Raw genomic sequence first — 25,805 nt, forward strand, 5'->3', positions numbered from 1 at the left:
CATGCGCACCTTCATCACCGGGACCGCCGGCTTCATCGGCTTCCATCTCGCCAGGCGGCTCCTGGAGGACGGGCATGCCGTCACCGGCTATGACGGGATGACGGCCTATTACAACGTCCGACTGAAGGAGGCGCGGCACGCCGCGCTCTCGCAGTTTCAGGATTTCACGCCCGAGATCGCCATGCTGGAGGACCGGGAGGCGCTTGCCCGCGCGGTCGAGCGCGCCCGGCCGGACGTGATCGTCCATCTCGCGGCGCAGGCGGGCGTCCGCTACAGCCTCCAGAACCCGCGCGCCTATGTCGATTCCAACGTCATCGGCTCGTTCAACGTCCTCGACCTTGCCCGCGAGATCGGCGTCAAGCACCTGCTTCTGGCCTCGACCTCCTCGGTCTATGGCGCCAGTCCGGAGGTGCCGTTCCACGAGACCGACAAGGCCGACGAACCGCTCACCATCTATGCCGCAACCAAGCGGGCGATGGAGCTGATGGCGCATTCGAACGCCCATCTCTACCGCGTTCCGACGACGGCCTTCCGCTTCTTCACCGTCTACGGCCCCTGGGGCCGGCCGGACATGGCGCTGTTCAAGTTCGTGAAGGCGATCCTCCAGGACGAGGAGATCGAGATCTACGGCGAAGGCAAGATGAGCCGCGACTTCACCTATGTGGAGGATCTCGTCGAGGCGATCACTCGGCTCGCCGCCCTGCCGCCTTCGGAGGAGAACCGGCAGGCGGCCGGACTCGACACCCTGTCCCGCGAGGCGCCCTACCGGGTGGTCAATATCGGCGGCGGCCAGCCGGTCGGTCTGATGGACTTCGTCGAGACGATCGAGCGGATCGTCGGCAAGTCGGCCAAGCGCAAGATGCTGCCGATGCAGGACGGCGACGTGCCGCGGACTTATGCCAGCCCCGACCTCCTGGAAGCGTTGACCGGCTACAAGCCGCAGACCGACGTCGAGACGGGCGTGAAGGCTTTCGTCGACTGGTACCGCGAGGCCGATCCGGCGCTGCGCTGACGGCGCATTTCGCCTGTCGGCGGACGTCTTCCGGCAATTCGTCGCAGCGCACTGTTCGCCTCCCGCCGGTGCAACAGCTAACGCCCTCCCGCAAGCGACGGAAGGATGACGGTTCGAGAATGGCGAAGGACATGCGAGCGCAAAAGGACGGTCCGATCGTCGTCTGGCTGCGGGACGATATGAGGCTCGACGACAATCCGGCGCTCGCCCATGCCGCCGAGGCCGGTCGGCCGGTGGTTCCGCTGGTCGTGCTCGACGAGGAGTCCGATGGCGTGCGCGCGCTCGGCGGCGCGCATAAATGGTGGCTCCATCATTCGCTGGACAGTTTTGCGCGCTCGCTGCGGGGGAAGGGATCGCAGCTCACCCTGAGGCGGGGCCCCGCCGAGCAGGAAGTGCTGGACGTGATCGATGCCGTCGGCGCGACGGCGCTGTTCTTCAACCGCCGCTATGACACGGCCTCGCGAACCGTCGACGATACCATCGCGGACCGGCTCGGCGACGACGTCCAGGTGGAGCGCTTCACCGGCAACATCCTGCACGATCCGGACCTGGTCGAGACCAAGACCGGCGGCTATTACAAGGTCTACACGCCGTTCTGGAAGAACGTTTCTTCTGAGGAGCCGCGCGATCCGATCGACGCGCCGTCGAGCTTCAAGCAGCCGGCGGAATTCCCAAAGTCCGACGATTTGAAAGACTGGGGACTCCTGCCGACGCGGCCGGACTGGTCCGGCGGCATTGCAGATTTCTGGGAGGTGGGCGAGACGGCGGCTCACGACCGCTTCGAGACCTTTTGCGACGATCTCCTGGCCGATTACCACAACGGCCGGGAGCGGCCCTTCGACGACGCCACCTCGCGCATGTCGCCGCATCTGAGATGGGGCGAGATCTCGCCCTACCGCCTGTGGCACAGCGCCAAGGCCTATGCCAGCCGCCGCAAGAGGATCCCGGACGAGGCGATCCGCACCTTCTGCCAGGAACTCGTCTGGCGCGACTTCAACTATCATCTCCTCTACCATTTCGGACCGCTGGCGACCGCCAACTTCAACGGCCGCTTCGACGGCTTTGCCTGGCAAGGTTCGAAATCAGACCTCAAGGCCTGGCAGAAGGGCCTGACCGGCTATCCGATCGTCGATGCGGGCATGCGCCAGCTCTGGGAATGCGGCTGGATGCACAACCGCGTCCGGATGATCGTCGGGTCATTCCTGACGAAGGACCTCCTGATCGACTGGCGCGAGGGCGAACGCTGGTTCTGGGACACGCTGGTCGACGGCGACATCGCCTCCAACACGTCGCAGTGGCAGTGGATCGGCGGGTCCGGGGCCGATGCCCAACCCTTCTTCCGCATCTTCAACCCGATCACCCAAAGCGAGAAGTTCGACAGGGACGGCGCCTATATCCGCCGCTTCGTGCCGGAGCTGAAAGACCTTCCCGCCAAGGCGATCCATGCGCCTTGGGAGGCGGAGGCGGATGTCCTGAACAGGGCCGGCGTGACGCTCGGCAAGACCTATCCGAAGCCGATCGTCGATCACGGCAAGGCCCGCAAGCGCGCGCTCGCGGCCTATGACGACGTGAAGGGGTAGCGCCTGGCGAAATCCGTGCGGCCGCCCTTGTCGGTGCGCGCGAACAGGCGCATCTATCTGACAGTCGCAGATCAGGACAACATCGCGGCTGCTCGAGAAAAACCAGGCGGACGACTTCCGCGCGGCAGATCCTAGCCGCGCGAAGCCATGCGCATGCGCCTATCCGGGCTGGCATCACGGGATCACAGATCCGCAACCGTCAGGAACAGATCATGGCCAAGGGACAGATGCGCGGCAATCGCGAGACTCGCAAGCCGAAGGCAGACAAGAAGGTGGTCGCCGCGGCGGCGGCGCCGACCAATGTCTTTGCCAAGGGCAATGCGCCGGCCGGGGGCAACCCGCCGAAGAAGAAGGGCTGACAGTCCCGCCCGATTTAATTTGAGACGGAGGCGCGCCGGACAGGTCGGCGCGCCTCCAGGGTCGACGCATGCCTCCCCCGGCGCGCGCGCGATACAGCGCGACCATGCGCTGTGAGGCGCTCGCGGCGGATCCGATCCTGCGGGCACGATTCATCCTGCGCAGCGCGATTGGTCGTCGCAGCCGGAAGTCCGCCGCTCTTCGCCATCGCACCCGGCTTTCCGATACCGCCTACGACCGAAGGCGCGTCTGCTCGTCGACCATGCCGGCACGATCCGTCCCGCCATCCTTGCGCGACGTCGGGGCGCCTCGGAGACCCTGAGGATGATGGTCCGGAACTGACAGGAACCAGACAGACGTTTTGCGGCATCAGATGCAGGCCGGCAACATCGATGCCGGTGATGCATAGGAAAACGCAATCATGTCGAAGACGATCACTGCCGCGATCCTGCTCATTGCTTTGACGCCGACGCTGGCCATGGCGGAAGTCGAGCGCGAAGACTGCACGAGCGCGCCGAAGTCTCAGTGGATGAGCGAAGCGGCGCTGAAGCAGAAGGTCGAGGAGGCCGGCTACAAGGACATCCGCAGCATGGACCTGCGCGGCTCCTGCTACGAGATCTACGCCTTCACCAAGGACGGGAAGCGGGCCGAGATCTACGTCGATCCGGCGACCGCCAAGATCTTCCAGTCCGAAGAAGACGATTGAGCCATGTCGATCCTGACTGGCGAGGGAGGGGCGATCCAGCCCCTCCACAAAGGTGAAACCGTGCGGGTCTGGGACCCGGCGGTTCGCCTCTTCCACTGGGCCGTGGTCACCGGCTGCGTGCTCAACCTGTTCATCCTGGAGGAGGGCAAGGCCCTTCACCGCTATGTCGGCTATACCATCGCCGCACTGGTGACCTTGCGCATCGTCTGGGGCTTCGTCGGAACCCGTCATGCGCGCTTTGCCGACTTCGTGCCGCGCCCTTCGGCGGTGCTCGCCTATGGGAGCGCCCTGGTGCGCGGCCGCGAGCCGCGTTTCGTCGGCCACAACCCGTTGGGCGCCCTGATGATGCTGGCCCTGATGCTGCTGCTTGCCTTGACGGCCGGATCGGGTTTCATGATGACGCTCGATGCCTTTTGGGGCGTCAAATGGGTGAAGGAGCTGCATGCCGTGCTGGCGAATGCCATCCTCGTTCTGGCGGGCGTCCACGCCTTCGCGGCGATCGTCGAGAGCGTCCGGCATCGGGAAAACCTCGTCCTTGCGATGGTAACCGGCCGCAAGAGAGCGGATGCCTGACGATGCGCCTGCTGCTTGTCGAGGACAGTGACCGGCTGACCGAACTCCTGAAGGAATCCGTCCATGGTGCCGGCTGGCGGATCGACGCGGTCGGCTCCCTGGAGGACGCGCGCAATGCCTTGGCAAGCGGCGAACACGATCTCCTCGTCCTCGACCTCGGCCTGCCCGACGGTAACGGGATCGATCTCCTGAAGGAACTGCGCGCGGGCGGCGTCAGCCTGCCGACGCTGATCGTCACCGCCATGGGCGACGTCGAATCGCGGATCGCGGGCCTCGATGCCGGCGCCGACGACTATCTCGCCAAGCCCTTCCATCATCGCGAATTCCTGGCTCGCTGCCGGGCGCTCGCGCGGCGCGGCGGTACGAGCGCGGCGCCGGTCCTTTCGGCCGGGCGGCTGCGTTACGATCCGGCGACGGCCGCGCTCACCTGTGACGGCACGGTGATCCCGCTGCCGCCGCGCGAGCGCCAGCTCGCCGAACTCCTGATGCGCGACGTCGACCGCGTCGTCTCCAAGCGGCGGCTGGAAAGCGCGCTGTCGGAATATGAGGAGATTCTCAGCACCAATGCGCTGGAACTCGCCGTCTCGCGGTTGCGCAAGCGTTTCGCGGAAGTGCCCGCCGGTGCCGTCATCGAGACGGTCCGGGGCATCGGCTACATGCTGCGCACACTCGCCCCATGAGGCGTGACGGCTCGCTGATCGCGCTCGTCGCCAAGCGCATCCTGGCTTTCGCCATCCTCGCAATGCTTTTGCAGACCGGCCTCGTCTTCGCCGACTACTGGTTCGACGATTCCGAGCTCGGCCGGCTGTTCATCGAGCACGAGACCGAGCGGATCGCCGAAGTGTACCACCACGGCGTCGAGGCGGGCCGACCGTTCCCGCCGCCGGATCTCTCCGAGCGCTACGGCGGCCTCGCCGTGCCGCAGCCGGACAGGGAGGACGACCACTTCGCGCCCGGTTACTGGATGCGGCTGCGAAGCGCGGACGGCCAGCTCGTCTTCACCAATTGCGGCCAGGAATGCATGGAGCACTTCCTGCCGGTCGAGGTGAACCCGCCGGACTTCTGGAGCCGCACCATCGTGCCCGGCAAGCCGCTGACCCTCGTCGGCGGGCGCACGGTCGGCTTCGACGATGGCGCGACCCTGGTCGTCGACTTCGCCAGCATCGGGGATCCCAAACACCTGGTCTGGGACGTCATCCTGCGCGAGATGGTCGACCACATGATCTGGCCGATGGGGCTGATGCTCGTGATCGTCATCGGCGCCACGATCGCCTCGATCCGCCTGGCGCTCAACCCGGTGGACGCGGTGGTCCAAGCCGTCGACGCGCTCGATCCGCAGCGTCCGCTGAAGGCGCTTCCCGACGCGGACCTGCCGAGCGAGGTGGCGCATCTCGTCGCCGCCGTGAACCGGGCCTTTGCGAGAATCGGCGAACTGATCCGCTCGCAGAAGGTGTTCGCCGCCTCGATCGCCCACGAGATCCGGACACCCGTCTCGATCGTCAAGCTCGAGCTTGCACACATTCCCGGCGAGCGCGCGCGCAAGGCCGAGACGGATCTCGATTCCCTGACCCACACTCTGGAGCAGCTGACTGCGCTCGCCCGGCTCGACGCGGCCGAGGGCGAAGCCTTTATCCCCCAGAGGCTGGGACCGCTGGTGGAGGATACGGTCGAGCAGCTCGCGCCTCTGGTCTTTGCGGGCGGGCGGACCGTTGCCTACGAGCAGTCGGGCGATCCCTGCTGCGAGGTCTCGCGGACCCTGATCGTGATCCTGGTGCGCAATCTGGTCGAGAACGCCATGAAGCACACGCCGCAGGGCACGGCGATCACGGTCCGAGTCGACGCGCCGGGCCGGATCTCGGTCAGCGACGACGGCCCCGGCTTCAGCGAGGGCGCCGCGATGGCCGATGTCGAACTCGCCTCCGTCAAGCGCAGCGGCTCCCTGGGTGTCGGGTTGAAGATCGCGGAGCGGATCGCCGTGCTCCACAAGGGCACGTTGGCGGTGTCCTCCGTGCCAGGCGAGGGCACGACCGTGCATCTCGATCTCCCGGTTGCCTGACGGGATGCGAGCGATTGGCGGCGCGGGGCCGCTTGCTGACTCCGAGGCGTCTCGTATTGCCCGAATCTCCCCGGGCGGGCTCTTGCTCCGACGCTCATGCTTCCATAGGTTCAGTGCAGTTTAGAAGCTTTCTAATCTGAGGCCACGAATGCTCCCCCGCCTGTCTCTTCCCGGCTTTTCCGGCCGGCGCCGTTTCGACACGCTGTCCGAACAGGAGATTCTCGCGCTGGCGATCTCCTCGGAGGAGGAGGACGGCCAGATCTACGCGACCTATGCCGCGCAGCTGCGTCCGGAATTCCCCGATTCCGCGGCGGTGTTCGACGGGATGGCGGCGGAGGAGAGCGAGCACCGGCGCATGCTGATCGAGACCTATCGCAGCCGTTTCGGCGATCTCGTCCTGCCGATCCGGCGCGAGCACGTCGCCGATTTCTATCACCGCAAGCCGGTGTGGCTGGTCCAGAATCTCGGGCTGGAGCGGATCCGCGAAGAGGCCGCCGACATGGAGCGGCAGGCCCGCGACTTCTATGTCGCCGCGGCGAGTCGGGCGACCGATGCGGCCACACGCAAGCTGCTCGGCGATCTCGCCATGGCCGAGGCCGGGCACATCCACAGCGCCCAGAGTCTGACGGAAGAGAACCTGCCGGAGGACCGGCGCGAGGAAGAGGATCTCGCCGCCCGGCGCCAGTTCGTGCTGACCTGGGTACAGCCGGGCCTTGCCGGCCTGATGGATGGCTCCGTCTCGACGCTGGCGCCGATCTTCGCCACGGCCTTCGCCACCGAGGACCCCTGGACCACCTTCCTCGTCGGCCTGTCCGCCTCGGTCGGCGCCGGCATCTCCATGGGCTTCACCGAGGCGGCCCACGACGACGGCAAGATTTCCGGACGCGGCTCGCCGATCAAGCGCGGCATCGCGTCCGGCGTGATGACCGCGATCGGCGGCCTCGGACATGCGCTGCCCTACCTCATCCCGAACTTCTGGACGGCCACGGCGATCGCCTTCGCGGTCGTGTTCTTCGAACTCTGGGCGATCGCCTGGATCCAGAACCGCTTCATGGAGACGCCGTTCGCGCGGGCGGCCTTCCAGGTCGTGCTCGGCGGTGCGCTGGTGCTGGCGGCAGGCATCATCATCGGCGGCGCCTGACACCCTTGCCGCCGCGGCCGGCCACCCGCGGCGGGGCGATGCCGGGCGAGGCGTCGCTCGCCGGCGACGCATCCTCGCCTTGCCTTGGATGCAGCCCGGTCATAGGTTCCCAGCGAGCCGTTCCGCAGCGCCCCATCCCGAGTCCGACATGTCCCGCTACAATTCCGTCATCGATGCCATCGGCAATACGCCATTGATCCGCCTCAACCGGGCGTCGGATGAGACCGGCTGCGAGATCTACGGCAAGGCGGAGTTCCTCAATCCCGGCCAGTCGGTCAAGGACCGCGCCGGGCTGTTCATCATCCGCGATGCCGAGGAAAAGGGCCTGATCGAGCCCGGCGGCCTGATCGTCGAGGGCACTGCGGGCAATACCGGGATCGGGCTGTCGCTGGTCGCCAACGCGCTCGGCTACAAGACGGTGATCGTCATTCCGGAGACGCAGAGCGAGGAGAAGAAGGACGCGTTGCGGCTGATGGGGGCGGCGCTGATCGAGGTGCCGGCCGTTCCCTACAAGAACCCCAACAACTACGTGAAGCTGTCCGGCCGGCTCGCCGAGAAACTGGCGAAGTCGCATCCGGCCGGCGCGATCTGGGCCAACCAGTTCGACAACACCGCCAATCGCGACGGCCATGTGGTGACGACCGCCGAGGAGATCTGGCACCAGACCGGCGGTACGGTCGACGGCTTCATTTGCGCCGTCGGCACCGGCGGCACGCTGGCCGGCACGGCGATGGGGCTGAAGCGCCATTCCGGCCAGATCAAGATCGGCATCGCCGATCCGATGGGCGCGGCGCTCTACGAATTCTATGCCCATGGCGAGCTGAAGTCGGAAGGCTCTTCGATCACCGAGGGGATCGGTCAGGGCCGGATCACCGGCAATCTCGAGGGCTTCGAGCCGGATTTCGCCTATCAGATCCCGGACGAAGAAGCGCTGCGGATCGTCTTCGACCTCGTGCCGGAGGAGGGGCTCTGTCTCGGCGGCTCTTCCGGCATCAACATCGCCGGCGCCATCCGCATGGCGAAGGAGATGGGACCGGGGCACACCATCGTGACGGTGCTGTGCGACTACGGCAACCGCTACCAGTCGAAGCTGTTCAACCCGGCCTTCCTGCGCGGCAAGAACCTGCCGGTGCCGGCTTGGCTCGAGGAGACGCACGCGTTCGACGTGCCGTTCGAGCCGGTCGGCTGAGGGCGGTACGATGGCGAGCGAGCGGGTCTACCAGGAGGATGCATACCTCTCGACGATGGAAGCGACGCTGGTGCGGCACGAGGGCGAGAGCGGCCTCGTCTTCGACCGGACCAATTTCTTCGCGACCGGCGGCGGCCAGCCGGGCGACATCGGTTTCGTCGAGAGCGAGGATGGCGACCGCCTGAAGATCGTCGGGACCGTCTATTCGGAGGACAAGGAGGACGTGGTCATGATGGCCGAGGCGGGGACGACCCTGCCGGAGCCGGGCGCGACCGTGGTGCTGCATGTCGACTGGAAACGGCGCTACCGGCTGATGCGCATGCACACGGCCTGCCACCTCCTGACCGTGGCGTGTCCCTTCCCGATCACCGGGGCCGCGGTCGGCGAGGAAGAGAGCCGCATCGACTTCGACATTGCGGACGCCGTTCCCGACAAGGCGTCTGTCACCGATGCGCTGCTGGAGCTCGTGGCCGCCAACCATCCCGTCTTCAGCCGCTGGATCACCGAAGAAGAGCTCGACGCCAACCCCGGTCTCGTCAAGTCGGCAAATGTCCGGCCGCCACGCGGCTCCGGCCGCATCCGGCTGGTCTGCATCGGGGAGAACGGCTCGGTGGATACCCAGCCCTGCGGCGGCACGCATGTCCAGGAGACCTCAGAGGTCGGCGAGATCCACATCGGCAAGATCGAGAACAAGGGCAAGACCAACCGGCGGTTCCGCATCCGCTTCGGCCCGGTACCGGCCTGAGTTCGAGCGACGCTGCGAGCGGCCGGCCGGACCGGCTCTCCGCAAAGGCATGACCGGGCCCCTCGGTCCGACGGACAAGAAGAAGACGAACGCATGAGCCAGAACCCGTTCCTGATCGCTCCGCAGGACCTTGCCCCGACGCTCGGGCGGGCGGGCCTCTCCGTCGTCGACGCCTCCTGGTACCTGCCGGCGCAGAAGCGGATGGCGGCGGCCGAATTCGAGGCCGCCCATATCCCCGGCGCCGTCTTCTTCGACCATGACAAGATCGTGGAGCCCGGTTCGAACCTGCCGCACACGCTTCCCTCGGCCGACATCTTCGCCGCCGCCGTGGGAGAACTGGGCATCAGGGAGACGGATACGATCGTCGTCTATGACGGGATGGGCCTGTTCTCCGCGCCGCGGGTCTGGTGGATGTTCCGGACCTTCGGTGCCGGAGACGTTCGCGTCCTCGACGGCGGTTTTCCGGCCTGGAAGGCGGCCGGCCTACCCGTCGAGCAGGGCGTCGCCAGGACCCGGCCGGCGCCGTTCCAGGCGAAATGCGACCCCAGCGCGGTCGCAAGCCTTGCGGCCATGCGCGAGACGGTCGCCCGGGCCGACACGCAGATCGCCGATGCGCGGCCCGCCGACCGGTTCGAGGGCAGGGCGGCCGAACCGCGCGCCGGCGTCAGGGCCGGTCACATGCCCGGCGCCCACAATCTGCCGTTTCTCTCGCTCGCCGAGGACGGGCGGCTGAAGGACGCGGGCGCGCTGCGTGCCGTCTTCGCCGAAGCGGGCATCGACCCGGACCAGCCGGTGGTCACGAGCTGCGGCTCCGGCGTGACGGCCGCGGTGATCAATCTTGCGCTGGCAAGTCTCGGCAATCGGCAGGTTCAGCTCTACGACGGGTCCTGGACCGAATGGGGCTCGGCGCCGGACACGCCCGTGGAAACCGGGCCCGCGACCGTGCGTTGACTGCCATGCGCCTTCTGACGACCCGCGTCACCAGCCTGGAGATGCGCCAACGCCCCGCCGAACCGGCCAAGGTTCCGGAACTGGGTGCGCCGGTCGCGATCAACCCGGTCCGCAACATGCCGATCGAGCGCTACCGGACGCTCTACAAGGCTGTCGGCGCCGCCCATCACTGGACTTCCCGCCTGTTGCCGGATGCCCGTCTGAAACGCGAGATCCATGGGGCCCGCACGCGTCTCTTCGTCATGACGGTCGGCGCGGCGACCGCCGGCTGGTTCGAACTGGAAGTGCGGCGCGAGATCGATGAGGCCCGGATCGTCCATTTCGGCATCATGCCGGGCTTTCGCGGCCGCGGCCTGGCGCACTTCATGCTGTCGCAGGCGATTCTCGCCGGCTTTGCGGAAGGGGCGACGCGCCTCACCATCGAGACCAACACGCTCGACCATCCCGCCGCGCTCAAACTCTATGTCAGTCACGGCTTCCGGCCCTATGCGACCCGTGACGTCAAGACGCCGGCGATCGAGGCCGTCCGTCAGCCGGCAAGAGGTGTGTCATGAAGATCGTCGGTTTCGACGACGCCGATCATCGCCTGACCTGGACGGCCGTGGCGGACGCGATCGCCGAGGGACACCGCCGCGGGGCGGCCGAGATCGGCGATCTCCTCTTGCAGAAGGACGGCCGGAGCCTCCTCAACCGGGCCGCCTGGATCAATGGGTTGGGGATCGCCCTGAAGTCGGTCACGGTCTATCCGGACAATCCCGGGCAATCGCCGCCGCGTCCCTCGGTGCAGGGCAGCGTCCTCCTCTTCGACGAGACGACCGGCGCGCCCTCGGCGCTGATCGACGGCATCCTCGTCACCAAGTGGAAAACGGCGGGCGATTCCGTCCTCGGCGCCCGACTGCTCGCCCGGCCGGACCCGCGCGAACTTCTGATCTGCGGCGCCGGCACCGTGGCGCGCAATCTCGTCGCGGCCTATCGCGAGCTGTTTCCCGCGATCGACCGGATCCGGATCTGGAACCGGACGCCGGAAAGGGCCGAACAGCTTGCCGCGGAACTCGCCGGGGAGGGCGCTCCGGTCGCCGCCGCCGGCGACCTTTCCGAGGCCGCGGCGACCGCCGACATGGTCTCTACGGCCACCATGGCGGTGGAGCCCTTCCTGCGCGGCGAATGGCTGAAGCCGGGCGCCCATGTCGACCTCATCGGCGCCTACCGACCGGACATGCGCGAAGCGGACGATGCCCTGCTGAAACGCGGCGAGCTCTTCGTCGATTCCTTCGACACGACGATCGGCCATATCGGCGAGATCGAGATCCCGCTCCGCGCCGGGACGATCGCGCGCGACGACATCCGCGGCGACCTCGCCGAACTCGTCGCCGGCCGGGCGGGCCGCAGCGGCCCCGATGCCATCACCGTCTTCAAGAATGGCGGCGGCGCCCATCTCGACCTGATGGTGGCCGATCTCGTCCGCCGCCTCGTGGAGGCGCCGGCTTCCCGCTAGCAGGGAGGTCCCGCGACCCTCGCCCCCGTCACGCTCGCGTCGTGTGGTGGAGTTTCATAAGCTTGCACCATCGAATCGCGAAGAGGCCTGGAAATGCCCACCAAGATCCTGCTGCCGCTCTCCCGCCGCCGCTTCCTCGCCGGGACGGCCGCCGCCGGGGCCGCTATCCTCCTGCATCCCTATTCGGTTCGCGCCGCGTCCAACCAGGCGCATCTCAGGCTGATGGAGACGACGGACATCCATGTCCACGTCTTTCCCTACGACTATTACGCCGACAAGGAATCGGACACGGTCGGCCTCGCGCGCACAGCGACGATTGTCGATGCGATCCGCGCCGAGGCGAAGAACGCGCTTCTGTTCGACAATGGCGACTTCCTGCAGGGCAATCCCATGGGCGACTACATCGCCTATGAGCGCGGCATGAAGGACGGCGACGTCCATCCCGTGATCAAGGCGATGAACGTCCTTCGCTACGAGGCCGGCACGCTCGGCAATCACGAATTCAACTACGGCCTGCCCTTCATGGAGAAGGTGCTCGCCGGCGCCGAATTTCCTTATACCTGCGCCAATCTGGTCAAGGGCGAGCTGGCCGCGACGCCGCTGGAGGACGAGCATTTCGTCCCGCCCTATCTCGTCCTCGACCGCGAGATCGAACTCGGCGACGGCTCGAAAAAGCCGATCAGGATCGGCGTCATCGGCTTTGTGCCGCCGCAGATCATGGTTTGGGACCAGGCGAACCTGAAGGGCAAGGCGAACACGCGCGGCATCGTCGAGACCGCCGAGGCATGGGTGCCGAAACTTCGCGCCGAAGGCGTCGACCTCGTGCTCGCCCTGTCCCATTCGGGCATCTCCGCCGAGGCGGAACAGGAGGAGGCGCCCGAGAACGCCTCGCTGCAGCTCGCCAAGGTGGACGGCATCGACGTCGTCTTCACCGGCCACCAGCATCTGCGCTTTCCCGGCGAAAAGGACTTTCAGGGCATCGACGGCGCCGATCCGAAGAAGGGCACGCTCCACGGCAAGCCGGCGGTGATGGCCGGCTTCTGGGGCTCCGATCTCGGCCTCGTCGACCTCCTCCTCGAGCATGACGGCAAGGCCTGGCGCATCGCCGACTCCTCGGTCGAGCTACGTCCGATCTACGAGCGGGTGGAAAAGAAGGTCACGCCCACCGTCGCCAGCGACCAGAAGGTTCTGGACGCGGCCGAGACGGAGCACGAGGCGACGCTGACCTACATCCGCACGCCGGTCGGAGAGACTTCCGCGCCGCTGTTCTCGTACTTTGCGCTGGTCGCGGACGATCCCTCGGGGCAGATCGTCAACCAGGCGCAGACCTGGTACATGAAGGACATCCTGAAACCGACCGAGTTCGCGGATCTCCCGCTCCTGTCGGCGGCGGCGCCGTTCAAGGCAGGCGGGCGCGGCGGCCCGAGCTACTTCACCGACGTGCCGGCAGGCCCGGTCGCGATCAAGAACGTTTCCGACCTCTACCTCTATCCGAACACGGTGCGCGCGGTGAAGGTGACCGGCGCCACGGTGAAGGAATGGCTGGAAATGGCGGCCGGCATGTTCCGCCAAGTGGAAAAGGGCAAGGCCGACCAGGCGCTTCTCGCCAACGACTTCCCGTCCTACAACTTCGACGTGATCGACGGCGTCACCTATTTGATCGACGTCACGCAGCCGCCGAAATACTCGCCCGAGGGCAATCTCGCCAATGAAGGATCGAGCCGCATCCTCGACCTGCAATACCAGGGCAAACCGATCGATCCGGAGCAGGAATTCATCGTTGCGACCAACAACTACCGCGCCGGCGGCGGCGGCAATTTTCCGGGCGTCACGGCCGACAAGATCGTCTTCGTCGCGCCCGACGCCAATCGCGACGTGATCGTGCGCTACATCCACGACCAGGGGACGATCAACCCGTCCGCCGACGGCAACTGGCGCTTTGCACCCGCCGAAGGCACCAGCGTCCTGTTCGAGACCGGACCGGCGGCCAAGCAGTATGTCTCGATGGTCGAGAGCGTCGACGTCGAGCCGACCGGCCAGGAGAAGGACGGCTTCGCGCTCTACCGGCTCAATCTTTAGAGCGCCGCGCGTCCGTTTGGACGCGCAAAGGACGCTCTAACTCGTTGAATCCACGCATCGTGCTTTCCGCAAATCGATTCCGATTTTCGGGCCGATGCTGGATGCCGAAGCGCTGCCGGCGCGAGGCAATTCGCGCCGGCCTTCCGCTCCACAGCTGGGGCGGCGGCCAGCGATCGGCGGCCATGACGGTTCCACCCCGCCCGCAGACGCGCTAGAGCTTCGCGCCGAAGGTCCCGCGAACCGGACGCAGAGCTTTGATCGCACGCATTCTCCTCGCCATCCTCGTCCTTATCATCGTCTTGGCCGTTGCCGCCGCCGGCTTCTGGTTCCTGGCTCCGCGCGAGCCCGTCGATACGACGATCCGCTTCGACCCGAAGACGATCGGCAGCGACCCCGATGCCTATCTCGCGCGCGAGGAGGCCGACATCCCGAATCTGAGGCGCAACGCCCAGAAGGAGATCGTCTGGGCCTATCCCGCCTCGCGCGCCAAGACGCCGCTCGCCATCGTCTATATTCACGGCTTTTCCGCCGCCAAGGCGGAGGTGAGGCCGCTCCCCGACGAGGTGGCCAAGGCGCTCGGCGCCAACCTCTTCTATACGCGCCTGACCGGCCATGGCCGCGACGGCGCGGCGATGGAGCAGGCCTCGGTCAATGACTGGCTGAACGATCTCGCGGAAGCCGTGGCGATCGGCCGGCGGATCGGCGACCGGGTGGTGGTGATCGCGTCCTCGACGGGCGGCACGCTGGCAACGCTCGGCGCCAGCCGTCCGCAGCTGATGGACGGCGTCGAGGGCATCGTGATGATCTCGCCCAATTTCGCGATCAAGGACCGCTGGGCCTTCCTTCTCGACATGCCCTATGCGCGCAGGATCCTGCCGATGATCGGCGGCGAGACCTACGGCTTCGAGCCGCGCAACCAGGGCCATGCTGAGAACTGGACGACGCGCTATCCGATCGGCGCGCTGGTCCCCATGGCGGCGCTGATCCGGGCCGCGAGCCGGCTCGACCTCTCGGCGATCAGGCTGCCGCTGCTCGTCTTGTATTCGCAGAACGACAAGGTGGTCGATCCGAACGCGACGGAGCGCGTCCTGTCCGAGTGGGGCGGCCCGCACCAGGCGGTGGACGTGCCGGTCTCGGGCGATCGGTCGAACCACGTCCTCGCCGGCGCGATCCTCTCGCCGCAGACGACCGACGAACTGGCCGAGCGCATCGTTGAGTGGGTGAAGGCGCTGCCAGGCAAGGATGGCTCTCGGAAATAGCCGCGGACGATCGACGGGACCCGTATGGCAGCAAGGAGGATCGCCCTGCGATTGGCGGAGGCTTGCGACTGTCGGGCTCGTTTCGATCGAAGGGGCCGGCGCGAATCCTGCGGCCGCCCTCTTCCTCAATCCTCGATATGCCGCAGCCCGGCGCGAAAATAGTCCCAGCCGGTGTAGAGCGTGATCACCGCGGAGACCCAGAGGAGGAGGATGCCGGCGATGGTCACGCCCGGCACGATCTTGTCGCCGGCGGGGCCGAGGAGCAGGAAGCCGATGGCGATCATCTGCATCGTCGTCTTCCACTTGGCGAGGCGGGTGACGGGGACCGAGACCTTCAGCTCGGCGAGATATTCCCTGAGGCCGGAGACGAGGATCTCGCGGCATAAAATCACGATCGCCGCCCACAGGCTCCAGCCGGCGATGGTGCCGTCGGCCGCGAGCAGGAGGAGGGCGGCGGCGACCAGCAGCTTGTCGGCGATCGGGTCGAGCATCCGGCCGATGGTCGAGGTCTGTTGCCAGGCGCGGGCGAGATAGCCGTCGAAATAGTCGGTGACCGAGGCGATGAGGAAGATCGTCAGCGCCGACCAGCGGGCATAGTCCGGACTGTGCAGGTGCCCCTCCATGAAGAAGGTGAGCACGACCAACGGCACGCAGACGATGCGGAAATAGGTGAGCAGATTTGGAAGGCTTAAGGCCCGAGATGCCATGAGACGGTCCGATCCGGAAAGGCGCGACAGTCAAAGCGTGGCAGGACGCCCCGCGTCAACCGTCGCTAGCCCGTGAAATGATGATGTTTCGCTAATCGCGCTCGTGGAAATGGTCGTAGATCGACCGGGCCATGGCCGCGGAAATCCCCTCGACCGCGGTGAGATCGCTGAGCGCGGCCCGCGAGACGGCCTTCGCCGTTCCGAAGTGGTGCAGGAGCGCGCGCTTGCGAGAGGGGCCGATGCCGCCGATCTCGTCGAGCGGGTTCTTGGTGAGTTCCTTCTTGCGCCGTGCCCGGTGCGAGCCGATGGCGAAGCGGTGCGCCTCGTCGCGCAGGCGCTGGACGAAATAGAGCACCGGGTCGCGCGGCGGCAGCGAGAAGGGCTCGCGCCCCTCGGTCACGAAGCGCTCGCGCCCGGCATCGCGGTCGACACCCTTGGCGACGCCGATCGTCGTCACCTTGTCGGCGATGCCGAGCTCTTCAAGGATCGCGCGGACGGCCGAGATCTGCCCCTTGCCGCCGTCGATCAGGACGAGGTCCGGCCAGGCCGGCATGGCGGCATCCGCGAGCGCGTCGTCCTCCTCGCTCTCCGGCGGCTCGGGCGACTGCGCGGCGACCGCGAGCGAGCCTGCCGCTTCCGGCGCGGCCTGATCGGGATCCGACGGGGCCGGCGCCTCCTCGCCATGTTCCTTCAGGAGACGCGAGAAGCGTCGGCGCATGACCTCCTTCATCATGCCGAAATCGTCGCCGGGGGTGATGTCCGCGCCCTTGATGTTGAACTTGCGGTACTGGTTCTTGGCGAACCCCTCCGGGCCGGCGACGATCATGGCGCCGACGGCGTTGGTCCCCATGATATGGGAGTTGTCGTAGACCTCGATCCGCCGCGGCGTCCGGGCGAGGCCGAAGGTTTCCTCGAGACCCTTCAGAAGCCGCGCCTGCGAGGACGTCTCGGCGAGCCTTCGTCCGAGCGCTTCCCGGGCATTGGCGCTCGCATGGTCGACGAGCTCCTTCTTGAGCCCGCGCGCGGGAACGGCGATCTCGACGCGTCGCTCGGCCCGAAGGCTCAAGGCCTCGGCGAGCAGCGTCTCGTCCTCGACCTTGATCGGCAGGAGCATCAGCCGCGGCGCCGGCTTGTCGTCGTAGAACTGGGCGAGGAAGGCGCCGAGCACCGCCTCCGGCTCGAGCGAGGAATCGGCCTTGGGGAAATAGGCGCGGTTGCCCCAGTTCTGGCCGGTGCGGAAGAAGAAGACCTGGATGCAGGTGAGGCCGCCCTCCTGATGGATGGCGAAGACGTCGGCCTCCTCGATCCCCTGCGGATTGATGCCCTGGTGGCTCTGGACATGGGAGAGGGCGGAGAGGCGGTCCCGGTAGATCGCAGCACGCTCGAAGTCGAGATCGTCCGAGGCCTCCTGCATCGCCGACGCCATGCCGCTCTTGATCTGGTTCGAGCGGCCGGAGAGGAAGGCCTTCGCTTCGCCCACAAGCCCGGCATAGTCCTCGCGGGAGATCTCGCCGGTGCAGGGGCCGGAGCAGCGCTTGATCTGGTAGAGCAGGCATGGGCGCGTGCGGCTCTCATAGACCGAATCGGTGCAGGTGCGCAGCAGGAAGGCGCGCTGCAGCGAGTTGATCGTGCGCCCGACCGCGCCGGCCGAGGCGAAGGGGCCGAAATAGGTGCCCTTTCGCGAGCGCGCGCCGCGATGCTTCATGATCGCCGGCGCCTCGTGATCCTCCGAGACCAGGATGTAGGGGAACGACTTGTCGTCCCGCATCAGAACGTTGAAGCGCGGGCGCAGCCGCTTGATGAGGTTCGCCTCGAGAAGCAGCGCCTCGGTCTCGGTGCGGACCGTCACGAACTCCATGTGCCGGGTCTTGGCGATCATCCGCGCGATGCGCTGGGTGTGACCGCCGAGGCGGGTGTAGTTCGCGACGCGCTTCTTCAGAGACCGCGCCTTGCCGACATAGAGGATTTCGCCGTCGGCGCCGAACATGCGGTAGACGCCCGGCCGGTTCGGCAGCCGCTTCGCGAAGGCCGCGATGAGTTCGGCCCCGACGAGGTCGCCGTCGATCGCCTTGCCGCCGTCATCCCACTCGATCGCCGCGAGCAGCGTGGCGCTCGCCCCCGCGGTCGATGCCGGCTCGCTGTCCTCGGTCTCCTGCAGGTCCTCGTCGTCGAACGGTTCGGCTTCGTCTGTCATCTCGTCCTGTTCGGGCATGCGGGGCATCAGCGCTCTCGCCGGCCGCCTCGACCAGCGTTGTGGTCTCCGACGGTTCACGGGCGATCCTTCATCCGGTGTTCGTCCTTATATGATTCTTTCGCCGCCCGAATGCAGGGGGGCGCCCTCTGCCGAACAAGCCGGGGTGGGGACGGAGGGTTCACGCGCGTTGCAGGTCTGCAACATTTCCTGAAAACTTGGCCGAGCCGCCACAGAATCCGCACCCGGCTCTTCTTTAGCTCTCGTCACTCCCCACCTCTTCCTGGTGATATCGCAACGGTGGTGCCAGCCATGCGCAAGCATCTCGGAACTTCGCTTCTCGCTGCCGCGCTTTTCGGCCTTGCCTCGGGCTTTCCCGCGCAGGCGGCGGATATTGCGACGCTCGAAGACCGGCTGCCGCCGGCTCCCGCCGAGGCGGCGCAGCCAGTCTATGTCTGGACCGGTGCCTATGCCGGCGCCTTCGTCGGCTACAACACCACGAATTTCAACCAGAGCGGCGGTGCGTCCTTCGATGCCGACGGTTTCGTCGGCGGCGTCTATTCCGGCTACAATTTCCAGGACGGTCCGCTGGTCTATGGCCTCGAAGCCGATTTCGGCGGCTCCGGCGTGGACGGGAACGGCTACAATGCGGCCGCCGGCGCGCAGACCGGCGCCGAGGAGAACGTCTTCGGCTCGCTGAGGGCCCGGGTCGGCGTCGCGGCCGATCCATTCCTGGTCTTTGCCACCGGCGGCGCGGCGGTCTCCAACAACAAGCTCACGCTCGGCAGCGCATCGGACACCAAGACCAGCACCGGCTACACGGTGGGCGGCGGCATCGACGCAAAGATCACCGACAATGTCTCCGCCCGGCTCGAATATCGCTATTCGGACTACGGCAAGGAGACCTACGATCTCGGCAATACCAGCGTGTCGTCAGGCTTCGACGAGCACTCGATCCGCGCCGGCGTCGCACTGAAGTTCTGAGTGATGAAGCGGGCCACGGCTGCCGGTCCCTGCGGCCCGCTTTAGGTTTGCCGGGCCCGATCAGGCCTGGCGCGGGCCGAGCTCGGTGAAGGCCGGAAAGACGGTCGGGAACGCGTCGAGCCAGGCCGCGAGCTTCGGCCGCTCCGCTTCGATCTTGCCTTCCATGCGGAAGCGCATCCAGCCGAGGAGGCCGGCCAGCGCGAAATGCGCCGTGGTCGGCTCTGCGGGAAGTTGGTCGAGCATCTCTTCCAGCTTCGCCAGGCCGCGATCGGCCTTGTTCATCTGCTTGTCGATCCAGCCCGTATAGCGCTTGTCCTCCGGGCGGTAGCGGACCTCGTAGACGGTGAGGATCAGTGCGTCGCCGACCCCGTCCGCCAGCGCCTCGAAGGTCTTCACGAACCGCCAGGCGTCGAGGCTCTGGGGCACGAGCTGGTTGCCGCTCATCCGGTCGAACAGGTCGCAGATGACCTTGCTGTCATAGACCGTGGACCCGTCATCGAGGACGAGCACCGGGATCTTGCCGAGAGGATTGGCGGCGAGGAGGTCGGCGGGCTCGTCGGAGGTGACGGTCGGCACGGCTTCGACGGGAAGGTCGCAATGGTGCGCGGCCATCCGGGTCTTGGCTGCGAAGGGCGAGGCCGGCGAATAAAAGAGGCGCATGGTCATTCCGGTTCAGCCCTTCGACACGAAGCCCTGATAGGTCTGGTAGCTCCGCCCTTCCGGCGGATAGCGACGAAGCGACTGGCAGTTGGCGCCGTAGACGTGCCATTCGTCGAGGCCGAGTACGCAACCCTCGGCGCGCCAGCCCGGCGCCGGCGAGAAGATGCCGAGATACTGGCCGGCCGCGGCAAAGCCCATAGGATATTCGATGATGTAATAGACCGTGCGGCGCTTGCCGTCGGAGATCAGCGCCTGCGCCTCGCACCAGCGGCGCTCGATCGGCTGCGCCGGGGGAATGTCGTCCTCGGCCGGCGCATATTGCGGGATGAAGGCCCGCTCGTGCATCCCGCTGAACTCCAGGATCTCGAGCTGGCGTTCCAGGACGCGCGGCGCGCCATATTCGAACTGGTCCTCGACCTCGCCAAGGACGCCCGCGTCGTCGCATGCCGGGACATGAGCCTCGACCGGCGGTGCGGAATAGGTGCCGAGGTCGGCGGCGGCGGCCGGCCGGGCAAGGGTGCCGGCGGCAACAAGCGCCGCGAGGAGGGCGGTGGGGAGAAAACGCATGACCAAACTTTCCACGAGCACATGTCCGGATCGCGCGGAGGCTATCACCAAAGCGTCCGTGAATGGTGTCGATGAGGCTGCTAGCGACGCGTAAAAACGTCAGATGTTGCGCCCATGCCGCGCTCGAAGACCGGCAACAGGCGTGTCAGGATGGCCTCCGCCTCGTCGGGGAAGATGAATGGCGGGTTGAGGACGGCAAGGCCCGAGCCGACGAATCGCTCCTCCGGCGCATAGGCCTCGCGCAGAAACTCGGCAAAGAGGACCCCCTCCGGGGCGAGCGCCGCGAGGCGTTCGCGGAGCGCTGCGACCATCGCTTGCCGCTTCATCGGATACCAGACGGCATAGGTGCCGCCCGGCCAGCGCTTCATGGCGCGGGCGAGCGCGGTGGCGATATCGTCGACCTCGCTCGGCTTTTCGAAGGGCGGATCGATGAAGACGAGGCCGCGCTTCTCCTTGGGCGGCAGGTGCGCGCCGAGCGCCAGCCAGGCATCGAGTTCGATCGTCTTGACCTGCGTGTCACCGGCAAAGAGCGCCCTCAGCGCAGCGGCGTCGGCGGGGTGGAGCTCGTAGGCAGAGAGGCGGTCCTGCGGCCGCAGGAGCCGGCGCACGAGAAGCGGCGAGCCGGGATAGCGGCCGGCCGCAACGTCCTCGCGCACGGCTTCCCAATAAGAGGCAAATAGCGGGTCGGACAGGATCTCAGTGGAGGCCGTCGCAAGGCGCCGGATGCCGTCCTCGGCTTCGCCGGTTCGTCTCGCCTCGTCGCCGCCGAGGTCGTAGAGGCCGCGGCCGCCATGAGTGTCGAAGACGCGGAACGGTTTATCCTTGCGCTGGAGATAGGCGACGAGACGCGCCAACAGGACATGCTTCACCACATCGGCGAAGTTTCCGGCGTGAAAGGCGTGGCGGTAGTTCACGTGTGTTGGGCCAAGTCCCTGTTGCTGCAGCCGGTTTAAGATTCGCCGCCACGATCTCGCGGTGCCTCGATCCGCTCCGGCGCAAGAACGCAGTGTTCACGCGTCTTTCCGCAGTGCAGCGGCCACCCATCTGTCGCGACAACGCCGAGACCGCGCGTGAGGCGTCTTGGCATCCAGCAAGGGAGACCGCAATGGTCGCATCCAAACTCTTCGAGCCCTACGACCTCGGCCCGAACCGCCTGTCGAACCGCGTCGTCATGGCGCCGCTGACGCGCTCTCGCGCCAGCGACGAGCAGGTTCCGAAGGACATCCATGTCGAATATTACCGCCAGCGCGCCGGCGCCGGCCTGATCATCACCGAGGCGACCAACATCTCGCCGGAAGGTCGCGGTTATGCCTTTACGCCCGGGATCTTCTCCGATGAGCAGGTGGAAGCCTGGAAGAAGGTCACTGACGCCGTCCACGCCGAGGGCGGCAAGATGTTCCTGCAGCTCTGGCATGTCGGCCGGATCTCGCATCCCGACCTGCAGCCGGGCGGGACGCTGCCCGTCGCGCCATCGGCGGTGAAGCCGGAGATGAAGGCCTTCACCAAGGATGGCTTCAAGGACATCCCGGCGCCGCGGGCGCTCGACCGCGACGAGTTGCCGCGGGTCGTCGCGGACTACGTCAAGGCTGCGAAGAACTGCAAGGCCGCCGGTTTCGACGGTGTCGAGATCCATTCGGCCAATGGTTATCTCCTCGACCAGTTCCTGCGCGACGGCGCCAACAAGCGCACCGACGATTATGGCGGCTCGGTCGAAAACCGCATGCGCTTCCCGCTCGAAGTGGTCGATGCCGTGGTCGACGTGTGGGGAGCCGACCGCGTCGGCATCCGGATCTCGCCGGTCAGCCCGGCCAACGATCTCGCCGACAGCGACCCGGAGAAGGTGTTCGTCCCTTATGTCGAGGAACTGTCGAAGCGCGGCCTTGCCTATCTGCATGTCATCGAGGGCGCGACGCGCGGCGACCGCGATCCGCACGGCTTCAAGGCCTGGTCGCTGCGCGATCACTTCAAGGGCGCCTATATGGGCAACAACAGCTACACGCCCGAACTCGCGATCGAGCGCGTCGAGAAGGGCGAGATCGATCTCGTCTGTTTCGGCCGGGATTTCATCTCCAATCCGGACCTCGTCGAGCGGATGAAACTCGGCGCGCCGCTCGCCGAATGGGACGAGAAGACCTTCTATGGTGGCGGTGCCGAGGGCTATGTCGACTATCCCGCGCTGAGCGAGGAGGAGAAGGCCCGCTACGCCGCCAAGGCCGCCTGAGACGGGGAGCGAGCAGCCTTCTTCAAGAGTCGAAAACGACGAAAGCCGGGGTATCACGCCCCGGCTTTCGCATTTTCGGGCCTCTTGGCGTGCCGGCGATGGGCAGCCGTGGCGGACGTCTCAGCTCCGCTCGATCTCGCCGGCGGCCCGATCGAGCGCCGCGGTGATCGCCTGCACGCTTTCGGGCGAGACCTCGCCCTTGGCCAGCCGAACCTGAAGGGCGGCGCGCAGATTGTGCATGGCCCGCATCACCTCAGGCGCCGGAGCCTCGCCGAAACGCGCGCGCGCCTCTTCGAGCCGCGCGCGCACCGCCTGGACCTCCTCGGCGTGAGCATCGAGCTCGGCCCGGCCTTCCGCCGTCAGCGAATAGAGCTTCTTGGCCCCTTGCGCCTCGCCTGCGATCAGCCCGGTCTCCTCGAGCAGCGTCAGCGTCGGATAGATGACGCCGGGGCTCGGGCTGTAATGGCCGCCGAAGGCCTCCTCGATCGCCTTGATGATCTCGTAGCCATGGCGCGGCTCGGCGGCGATGAGGTTGAGCGTCAGCCAGCGGAGGTCGCCCTGTTCGAGCGGTCGGCGGCGTCCGCCGGGACCGCCCCGGCCGCCGGGGCCGCCAGGCCCACCCCGGCCCCGCCAGGGGCCGCGGCCGAAGCCTTCCCGCATGAAGCGCTCGCGCGGCCCGTGGCGGTCGCCGCCGAACATGGCACGCCAGCGCAGCTTCGCCTCGCGCATCGCCTCGATGTCGTCGCCCTCCGGCCGGTCCTGGCCGAATGCCTCGTCGTCCTCCTCGAATGGCGCGTGGTCGCGCGCCTCGCGGCCGAACCCGCGCCCTCGGTCTGACCGGCAGCCGTGACGGCTGTGATCGTGATGATGTCCGAACATGTCTTCGTCCTTTCTTAGATATATCGATTACTGATATATGGCAGATCGGATTCGTGTTGGCAAGATCGTTATATCGAAGAGCGCTCTTTTCTGCCCAAGGCTGCGTTGGAACCCTGGCTGGCGGCGCGCGAAGGGCGCCGGCGGTTTGCCCGGCTGAAGTCCGCAGCAAAAACTGATTTGGGTGAAGCGGGCGATTGCGCTAACGCTCGGCCCATGAACAAGCCGCTTTCCGCCGTCACGCTTCCATCCGCCTGTCCCCACGACTGCCCGTCGACCTGCGCGCTCGACGTCGAGCTATTGGACGCCACGACCGTCGGCCGGGTGCGGGGCGCAGTCGAGAACAGCTATACGGCCGGCGTCATCTGCGCCAAGGTCGCGCGCTATGCCGAACGGATCCACCACCCGGCGCGGCTGTTGAAGCCGCTGCAGCGGGTCGGGGCGAAGGGTGCCGGCGAATGGCGCGAGATCTCCTGGGAGGACGCGCTCGACCGGCTCGCCGAGGAATTCCTGAAGGCCGAGGCGCGGCATGGCTCTGAAGCGGTGTGGCCCTATCACTATGCCGGCACGATGGGCCTCGTGCAGCGCGACGGCATCCACCGCCTGCGCCACGCCAAGCGCTATTCGAACCAGTTCGATACGATCTGCACCAACATGGCCTGGACCGGCTGGTTCGCCGGCACCGGCGCAATGCGAGGGAGCGATCCGCGCGAGATGGCGGTGTCCGACTGCGTGGTGATCTGGGGCACCAATGCGGTCGCCACCCAGGTGAACGTCATGACCCATGCGGTCAGGGCGCGAAAGGAGCGCGGCGCTTCGATCGTCGTGATCGACATCTACGACAACGCGACGATGAAGCAGGCCGATCTCGCCTTGAAGCTGCGGCCCGGGACCGACGCCGCGCTCGCCTGCGCGCTGATGCATGTGGCTTTCAGGGACGGGACGGCCGACTGCGCCTATCTCGCCCGCTACACCGACGATCCCGAGGGGCTGGAAGCGCATCTGCGCACGCGCTCGCCGCAATGGGCGGCGGCGATCACCGGCCTGTCGGTGGAGGAGATCGAGGCCTTCGCCGCGCTGATCGGCCGGACGCCGCGCACCTTCTTCCGCCTCGGCTACGGCTTCACGCGGCAGCGCAACGGCGCGGTCGCCATGCACGCGGCGCTGTCGGTGCCGGCTGTCTACGGGCACTGGCGGCACGAGGGCGGCGGCGCCTTCCACTCCAACTCCGACATCTTCGGCCTCGACAAGTCGGAGATCATGGGCGCGGCCGACCGCGACCCGTCGGTGCGCGCGCTCGACCAGTCGCGGATCGGCGCGGTGCTGACCGGCGACGCCGCGGCGCTCTCGAACGGGCCGCCGGTCGCGGCGATGCTGATCCAGAACACCAATCCGGCGAATGTCTGCCCGGAGCAGCGGCTGGTGCGGCAGGGCCTCATGCGCGAGGATCTCTTCGTCTGCGTCCATGAGCAGTTCATGACCGACACGGCCAAGCTCGCCGATCTCGTCCTGCCGGCGACGATGTTCCTCGAGCATGACGACATCTATCGTGGCGGTGGCCAGAACCACATCGTGCTCGGCCCCCGCGTCGTCGACGCGCCGTCGACCGTGCGCACCAATCATTTCGTGATCGAGGAGCTGGCGCGGCGGCTCGGCGTCGCCGACCGCCCGGGCTTCGGCCTGTCGGAGCGCCAGCTGATCGACCGGATGCTGAAGAAGGCCGGCTATGACGGCGGCTTCGACGCGCTGTCGCGCGAGCGCTGGATCGACAAGCAGCCGGATTTCGAGACCGCGCATTTCCTGACCGGTTTCGACTGGCCGGACGGCAAGTTCCGGTTCAAGCCTGACTGGGCCGGGAGCCGCGCGCCGAACCGGCCGCCGGAGAGCCTCGGCCCGCAGGGACCGGTGGCGGACCTGCCGGAGTTTCCCGACCATGCGGTGTTGATCGAGACGGCGGATGCCGCGCATCCCTACCGGCTGGCGACGTCGCCGGCGCGCCAGTTCCTGAACTCGACCTTTGCCGAGACGAAGGGATCGCGGCAGCGCGAAGGCGGGCCGCAACTCCTCATCCATCCGCAGGACGCCGCGCGGGAAGGCCTCGCCAGCGGTGCGCTCGTCACCATCGGCAATGCGCGCGGCGCCGTCCGCCTCGCCCTATCGGTCAGCGACACGGTGAAGCCGGGCGTCCTCGTCCACGAGGGGCTGTGGGCGAACTCCGACTTTCTTGACGGGGAGGGGATCAACACGCTCACCGGCGCCGATCCCGTGGCGCCCTTCGGCGGTGCGGCGTTTCACGACAACCGGGTGTGGCTGAGGGGATAGGCAGACACATGATGAAAGGCGCTCTCGCTCGGAGATCACGCATGGGCTGAATCTGCGATCCGTTCGATCAGGAGCTTGCGACGTGGATCACTCTGCCGAAACAGTCATCACGCGATATCGGAAACGCGGCGGAA

24 protein-coding genes are annotated in these 25,805 nt (G+C 67.0%); 18 read left to right on the forward strand and 6 right to left on the reverse strand.

Annotated elements, in window-relative coordinates; translation table 11 throughout:
- The first annotated feature begins 1 nt into the window (after nucleotide 1).
- From LH400_RS03955 to LH400_RS04025, 15 genes are all read left to right on the forward strand, one after another.
- Nucleotides 2-1,012 carry an NAD-dependent epimerase/dehydratase family protein gene (locus tag LH400_RS03955; RefSeq protein WP_229151358.1) on the forward strand — a complete coding sequence of 337 codons (1,011 nt, stop codon included), beginning with the start codon at nucleotides 2-4 and terminating at the stop codon, nucleotides 1,010-1,012.
- Between the two features lie 119 nt (nucleotides 1,013-1,131).
- On the forward strand, nucleotides 1,132-2,592 hold the full coding sequence (locus LH400_RS03960) for a cryptochrome/photolyase family protein (RefSeq protein WP_229151359.1): 1,461 nt from the start codon (nucleotides 1,132-1,134) through the stop codon (nucleotides 2,590-2,592).
- 212 nt (nucleotides 2,593-2,804) lie between these two features.
- Nucleotides 2,805-2,951, forward strand: coding sequence for a hypothetical protein (locus LH400_RS03965; protein WP_229151360.1), 147 nt, complete (start codon nucleotides 2,805-2,807; stop codon nucleotides 2,949-2,951).
- 419 nt (nucleotides 2,952-3,370) lie between these two features.
- Nucleotides 3,371-3,655, forward strand: coding sequence for a PepSY domain-containing protein (locus tag LH400_RS03970; protein ID WP_229151361.1), 285 nt, complete (start codon nucleotides 3,371-3,373; stop codon nucleotides 3,653-3,655).
- A 3-nt stretch (nucleotides 3,656-3,658) separates the two neighbouring features.
- Entirely contained in the window at nucleotides 3,659-4,228 is a 570-nt protein-coding gene (locus tag LH400_RS03975) for a cytochrome b/b6 domain-containing protein (RefSeq protein ID WP_229151362.1), read from the forward strand.
- Between the two features lie 2 nt (nucleotides 4,229-4,230).
- Nucleotides 4,231-4,908, forward strand: a complete 678-nt coding sequence (locus LH400_RS03980; protein ID WP_229151363.1) for a response regulator transcription factor — start codon at nucleotides 4,231-4,233, stop codon at nucleotides 4,906-4,908.
- Nucleotides 4,905-6,284 carry a sensor histidine kinase gene (locus tag LH400_RS03985; protein WP_229151366.1) on the forward strand — a complete coding sequence of 460 codons (1,380 nt, stop codon included), beginning with the start codon at nucleotides 4,905-4,907 and terminating at the stop codon, nucleotides 6,282-6,284. The genes LH400_RS03980 and LH400_RS03985 overlap by 4 nt, the downstream gene beginning before the upstream one ends.
- Nucleotides 6,285-6,432: 148 nt before the next feature.
- Complete coding sequence (gene mbfA, locus LH400_RS03990; protein ID WP_229151367.1) at nucleotides 6,433-7,425, forward strand: iron exporter MbfA; 993 nt, start codon at nucleotides 6,433-6,435, stop codon at nucleotides 7,423-7,425.
- A gap of 148 nt (nucleotides 7,426-7,573) precedes the next feature.
- The gene (locus tag LH400_RS03995) at nucleotides 7,574-8,614 is read left to right on the forward strand and encodes a cysteine synthase A (protein ID WP_229151368.1); all 1,041 of its coding nucleotides are present in this window, start codon (nucleotides 7,574-7,576) and stop codon (nucleotides 8,612-8,614) included.
- Nucleotides 8,615-8,624: 10 nt separating this feature from the next.
- Nucleotides 8,625-9,359 (forward strand): alanyl-tRNA editing protein, encoded by a 735-nt coding sequence (locus LH400_RS04000; protein WP_229151370.1) that lies wholly within the window; start codon nucleotides 8,625-8,627, stop codon nucleotides 9,357-9,359.
- 93 nt (nucleotides 9,360-9,452) lie between these two features.
- Complete coding sequence (gene sseA, locus LH400_RS04005) at nucleotides 9,453-10,310, forward strand: 3-mercaptopyruvate sulfurtransferase (RefSeq protein WP_229151371.1); 858 nt, start codon at nucleotides 9,453-9,455, stop codon at nucleotides 10,308-10,310.
- A gap of 5 nt (nucleotides 10,311-10,315) precedes the next feature.
- Nucleotides 10,316-10,864: a GNAT family N-acetyltransferase gene (locus LH400_RS04010; protein WP_229151373.1), complete on the forward strand. Its 549-nt coding sequence runs from the start codon at nucleotides 10,316-10,318 to the stop codon at nucleotides 10,862-10,864.
- Nucleotides 10,861-11,805: an ornithine cyclodeaminase family protein gene (locus LH400_RS04015; protein ID WP_229151374.1), complete on the forward strand. Its 945-nt coding sequence runs from the start codon at nucleotides 10,861-10,863 to the stop codon at nucleotides 11,803-11,805. The genes LH400_RS04010 and LH400_RS04015 overlap by 4 nt, the downstream gene beginning before the upstream one ends.
- 93 nt (nucleotides 11,806-11,898) lie before the next feature.
- On the forward strand, nucleotides 11,899-13,884 hold the full coding sequence (locus LH400_RS04020) for a bifunctional 2',3'-cyclic-nucleotide 2'-phosphodiesterase/3'-nucleotidase (RefSeq protein WP_229151377.1): 1,986 nt from the start codon (nucleotides 11,899-11,901) through the stop codon (nucleotides 13,882-13,884).
- A gap of 254 nt (nucleotides 13,885-14,138) precedes the next feature.
- Nucleotides 14,139-15,143 (forward strand): alpha/beta hydrolase, encoded by a 1,005-nt coding sequence (locus LH400_RS04025; protein WP_229151378.1) that lies wholly within the window; start codon nucleotides 14,139-14,141, stop codon nucleotides 15,141-15,143.
- A gap of 125 nt (nucleotides 15,144-15,268) precedes the next feature.
- Here LH400_RS04025 and pgsA read toward each other — a convergent pair whose 3' ends face one another.
- Together pgsA and uvrC are read right to left on the reverse strand one after the other, a co-directional pair.
- On the reverse strand, nucleotides 15,269-15,850 hold the full coding sequence (pgsA, locus tag LH400_RS04030) for a CDP-diacylglycerol--glycerol-3-phosphate 3-phosphatidyltransferase (RefSeq protein WP_229151380.1): 582 nt from the start codon (nucleotides 15,848-15,850) through the stop codon (nucleotides 15,269-15,271).
- Between the two features lie 91 nt (nucleotides 15,851-15,941).
- Nucleotides 15,942-18,071, reverse strand: a complete 2,130-nt coding sequence (gene uvrC, locus LH400_RS04035) for an excinuclease ABC subunit UvrC (protein WP_370638325.1) — start codon at nucleotides 18,069-18,071, stop codon at nucleotides 15,942-15,944.
- A gap of 282 nt (nucleotides 18,072-18,353) precedes the next feature.
- Between uvrC and LH400_RS04040 the strand changes: the two genes are divergently transcribed.
- Complete coding sequence (locus LH400_RS04040) at nucleotides 18,354-19,025, forward strand: outer membrane protein (RefSeq protein WP_229151383.1); 672 nt, start codon at nucleotides 18,354-18,356, stop codon at nucleotides 19,023-19,025.
- 60 nt (nucleotides 19,026-19,085) lie between these two features.
- Here LH400_RS04040 and LH400_RS04045 read toward each other — a convergent pair whose 3' ends face one another.
- The 3 genes from LH400_RS04045 to LH400_RS04055 all read right to left on the reverse strand — a co-directional run bounded on the left by LH400_RS04045 (nucleotide 19,086) and on the right by LH400_RS04055 (nucleotide 21,166).
- Nucleotides 19,086-19,691, reverse strand: a complete 606-nt coding sequence (locus LH400_RS04045; RefSeq protein WP_229151385.1) for a glutathione S-transferase — start codon at nucleotides 19,689-19,691, stop codon at nucleotides 19,086-19,088.
- A 6-nt stretch (nucleotides 19,692-19,697) separates the two neighbouring features.
- On the reverse strand, nucleotides 19,698-20,252 hold the full coding sequence (locus LH400_RS04050) for a hypothetical protein (RefSeq protein ID WP_229151386.1): 555 nt from the start codon (nucleotides 20,250-20,252) through the stop codon (nucleotides 19,698-19,700).
- A gap of 80 nt (nucleotides 20,253-20,332) precedes the next feature.
- Complete coding sequence (locus LH400_RS04055) at nucleotides 20,333-21,166, reverse strand: 23S rRNA (adenine(2030)-N(6))-methyltransferase RlmJ (protein WP_229151387.1); 834 nt, start codon at nucleotides 21,164-21,166, stop codon at nucleotides 20,333-20,335.
- 191 nt (nucleotides 21,167-21,357) lie between these two features.
- Here LH400_RS04055 and LH400_RS04060 point away from each other — a divergent pair, with 191 nt between their 5' ends.
- Nucleotides 21,358-22,473, forward strand: coding sequence for an alkene reductase (locus LH400_RS04060; RefSeq protein ID WP_229151389.1), 1,116 nt, complete (start codon nucleotides 21,358-21,360; stop codon nucleotides 22,471-22,473).
- Between the two features lie 120 nt (nucleotides 22,474-22,593).
- On the opposite strand, the gene LH400_RS04065 is transcribed toward LH400_RS04060, so the two are convergent.
- The gene (locus LH400_RS04065) at nucleotides 22,594-23,352 is read right to left on the reverse strand and encodes a PadR family transcriptional regulator (RefSeq protein ID WP_229151391.1); all 759 of its coding nucleotides are present in this window, start codon (nucleotides 23,350-23,352) and stop codon (nucleotides 22,594-22,596) included.
- Between the two features lie 213 nt (nucleotides 23,353-23,565).
- On the opposite strand from LH400_RS04065, the gene LH400_RS04070 reads away from it, so the two are divergent.
- Nucleotides 23,566-25,671, forward strand: coding sequence for a molybdopterin oxidoreductase family protein (locus tag LH400_RS04070; RefSeq protein WP_229151393.1), 2,106 nt, complete (start codon nucleotides 23,566-23,568; stop codon nucleotides 25,669-25,671).
- The last annotated feature ends 134 nt before the right edge of the window (nucleotides 25,672-25,805 follow it).

Origin of the sequence: Jiella soli (assembly GCF_020615385.1) — a bacterium.
GTDB lineage: Bacteria > Pseudomonadota > Alphaproteobacteria > Rhizobiales > Rhizobiaceae > VKMB-3413.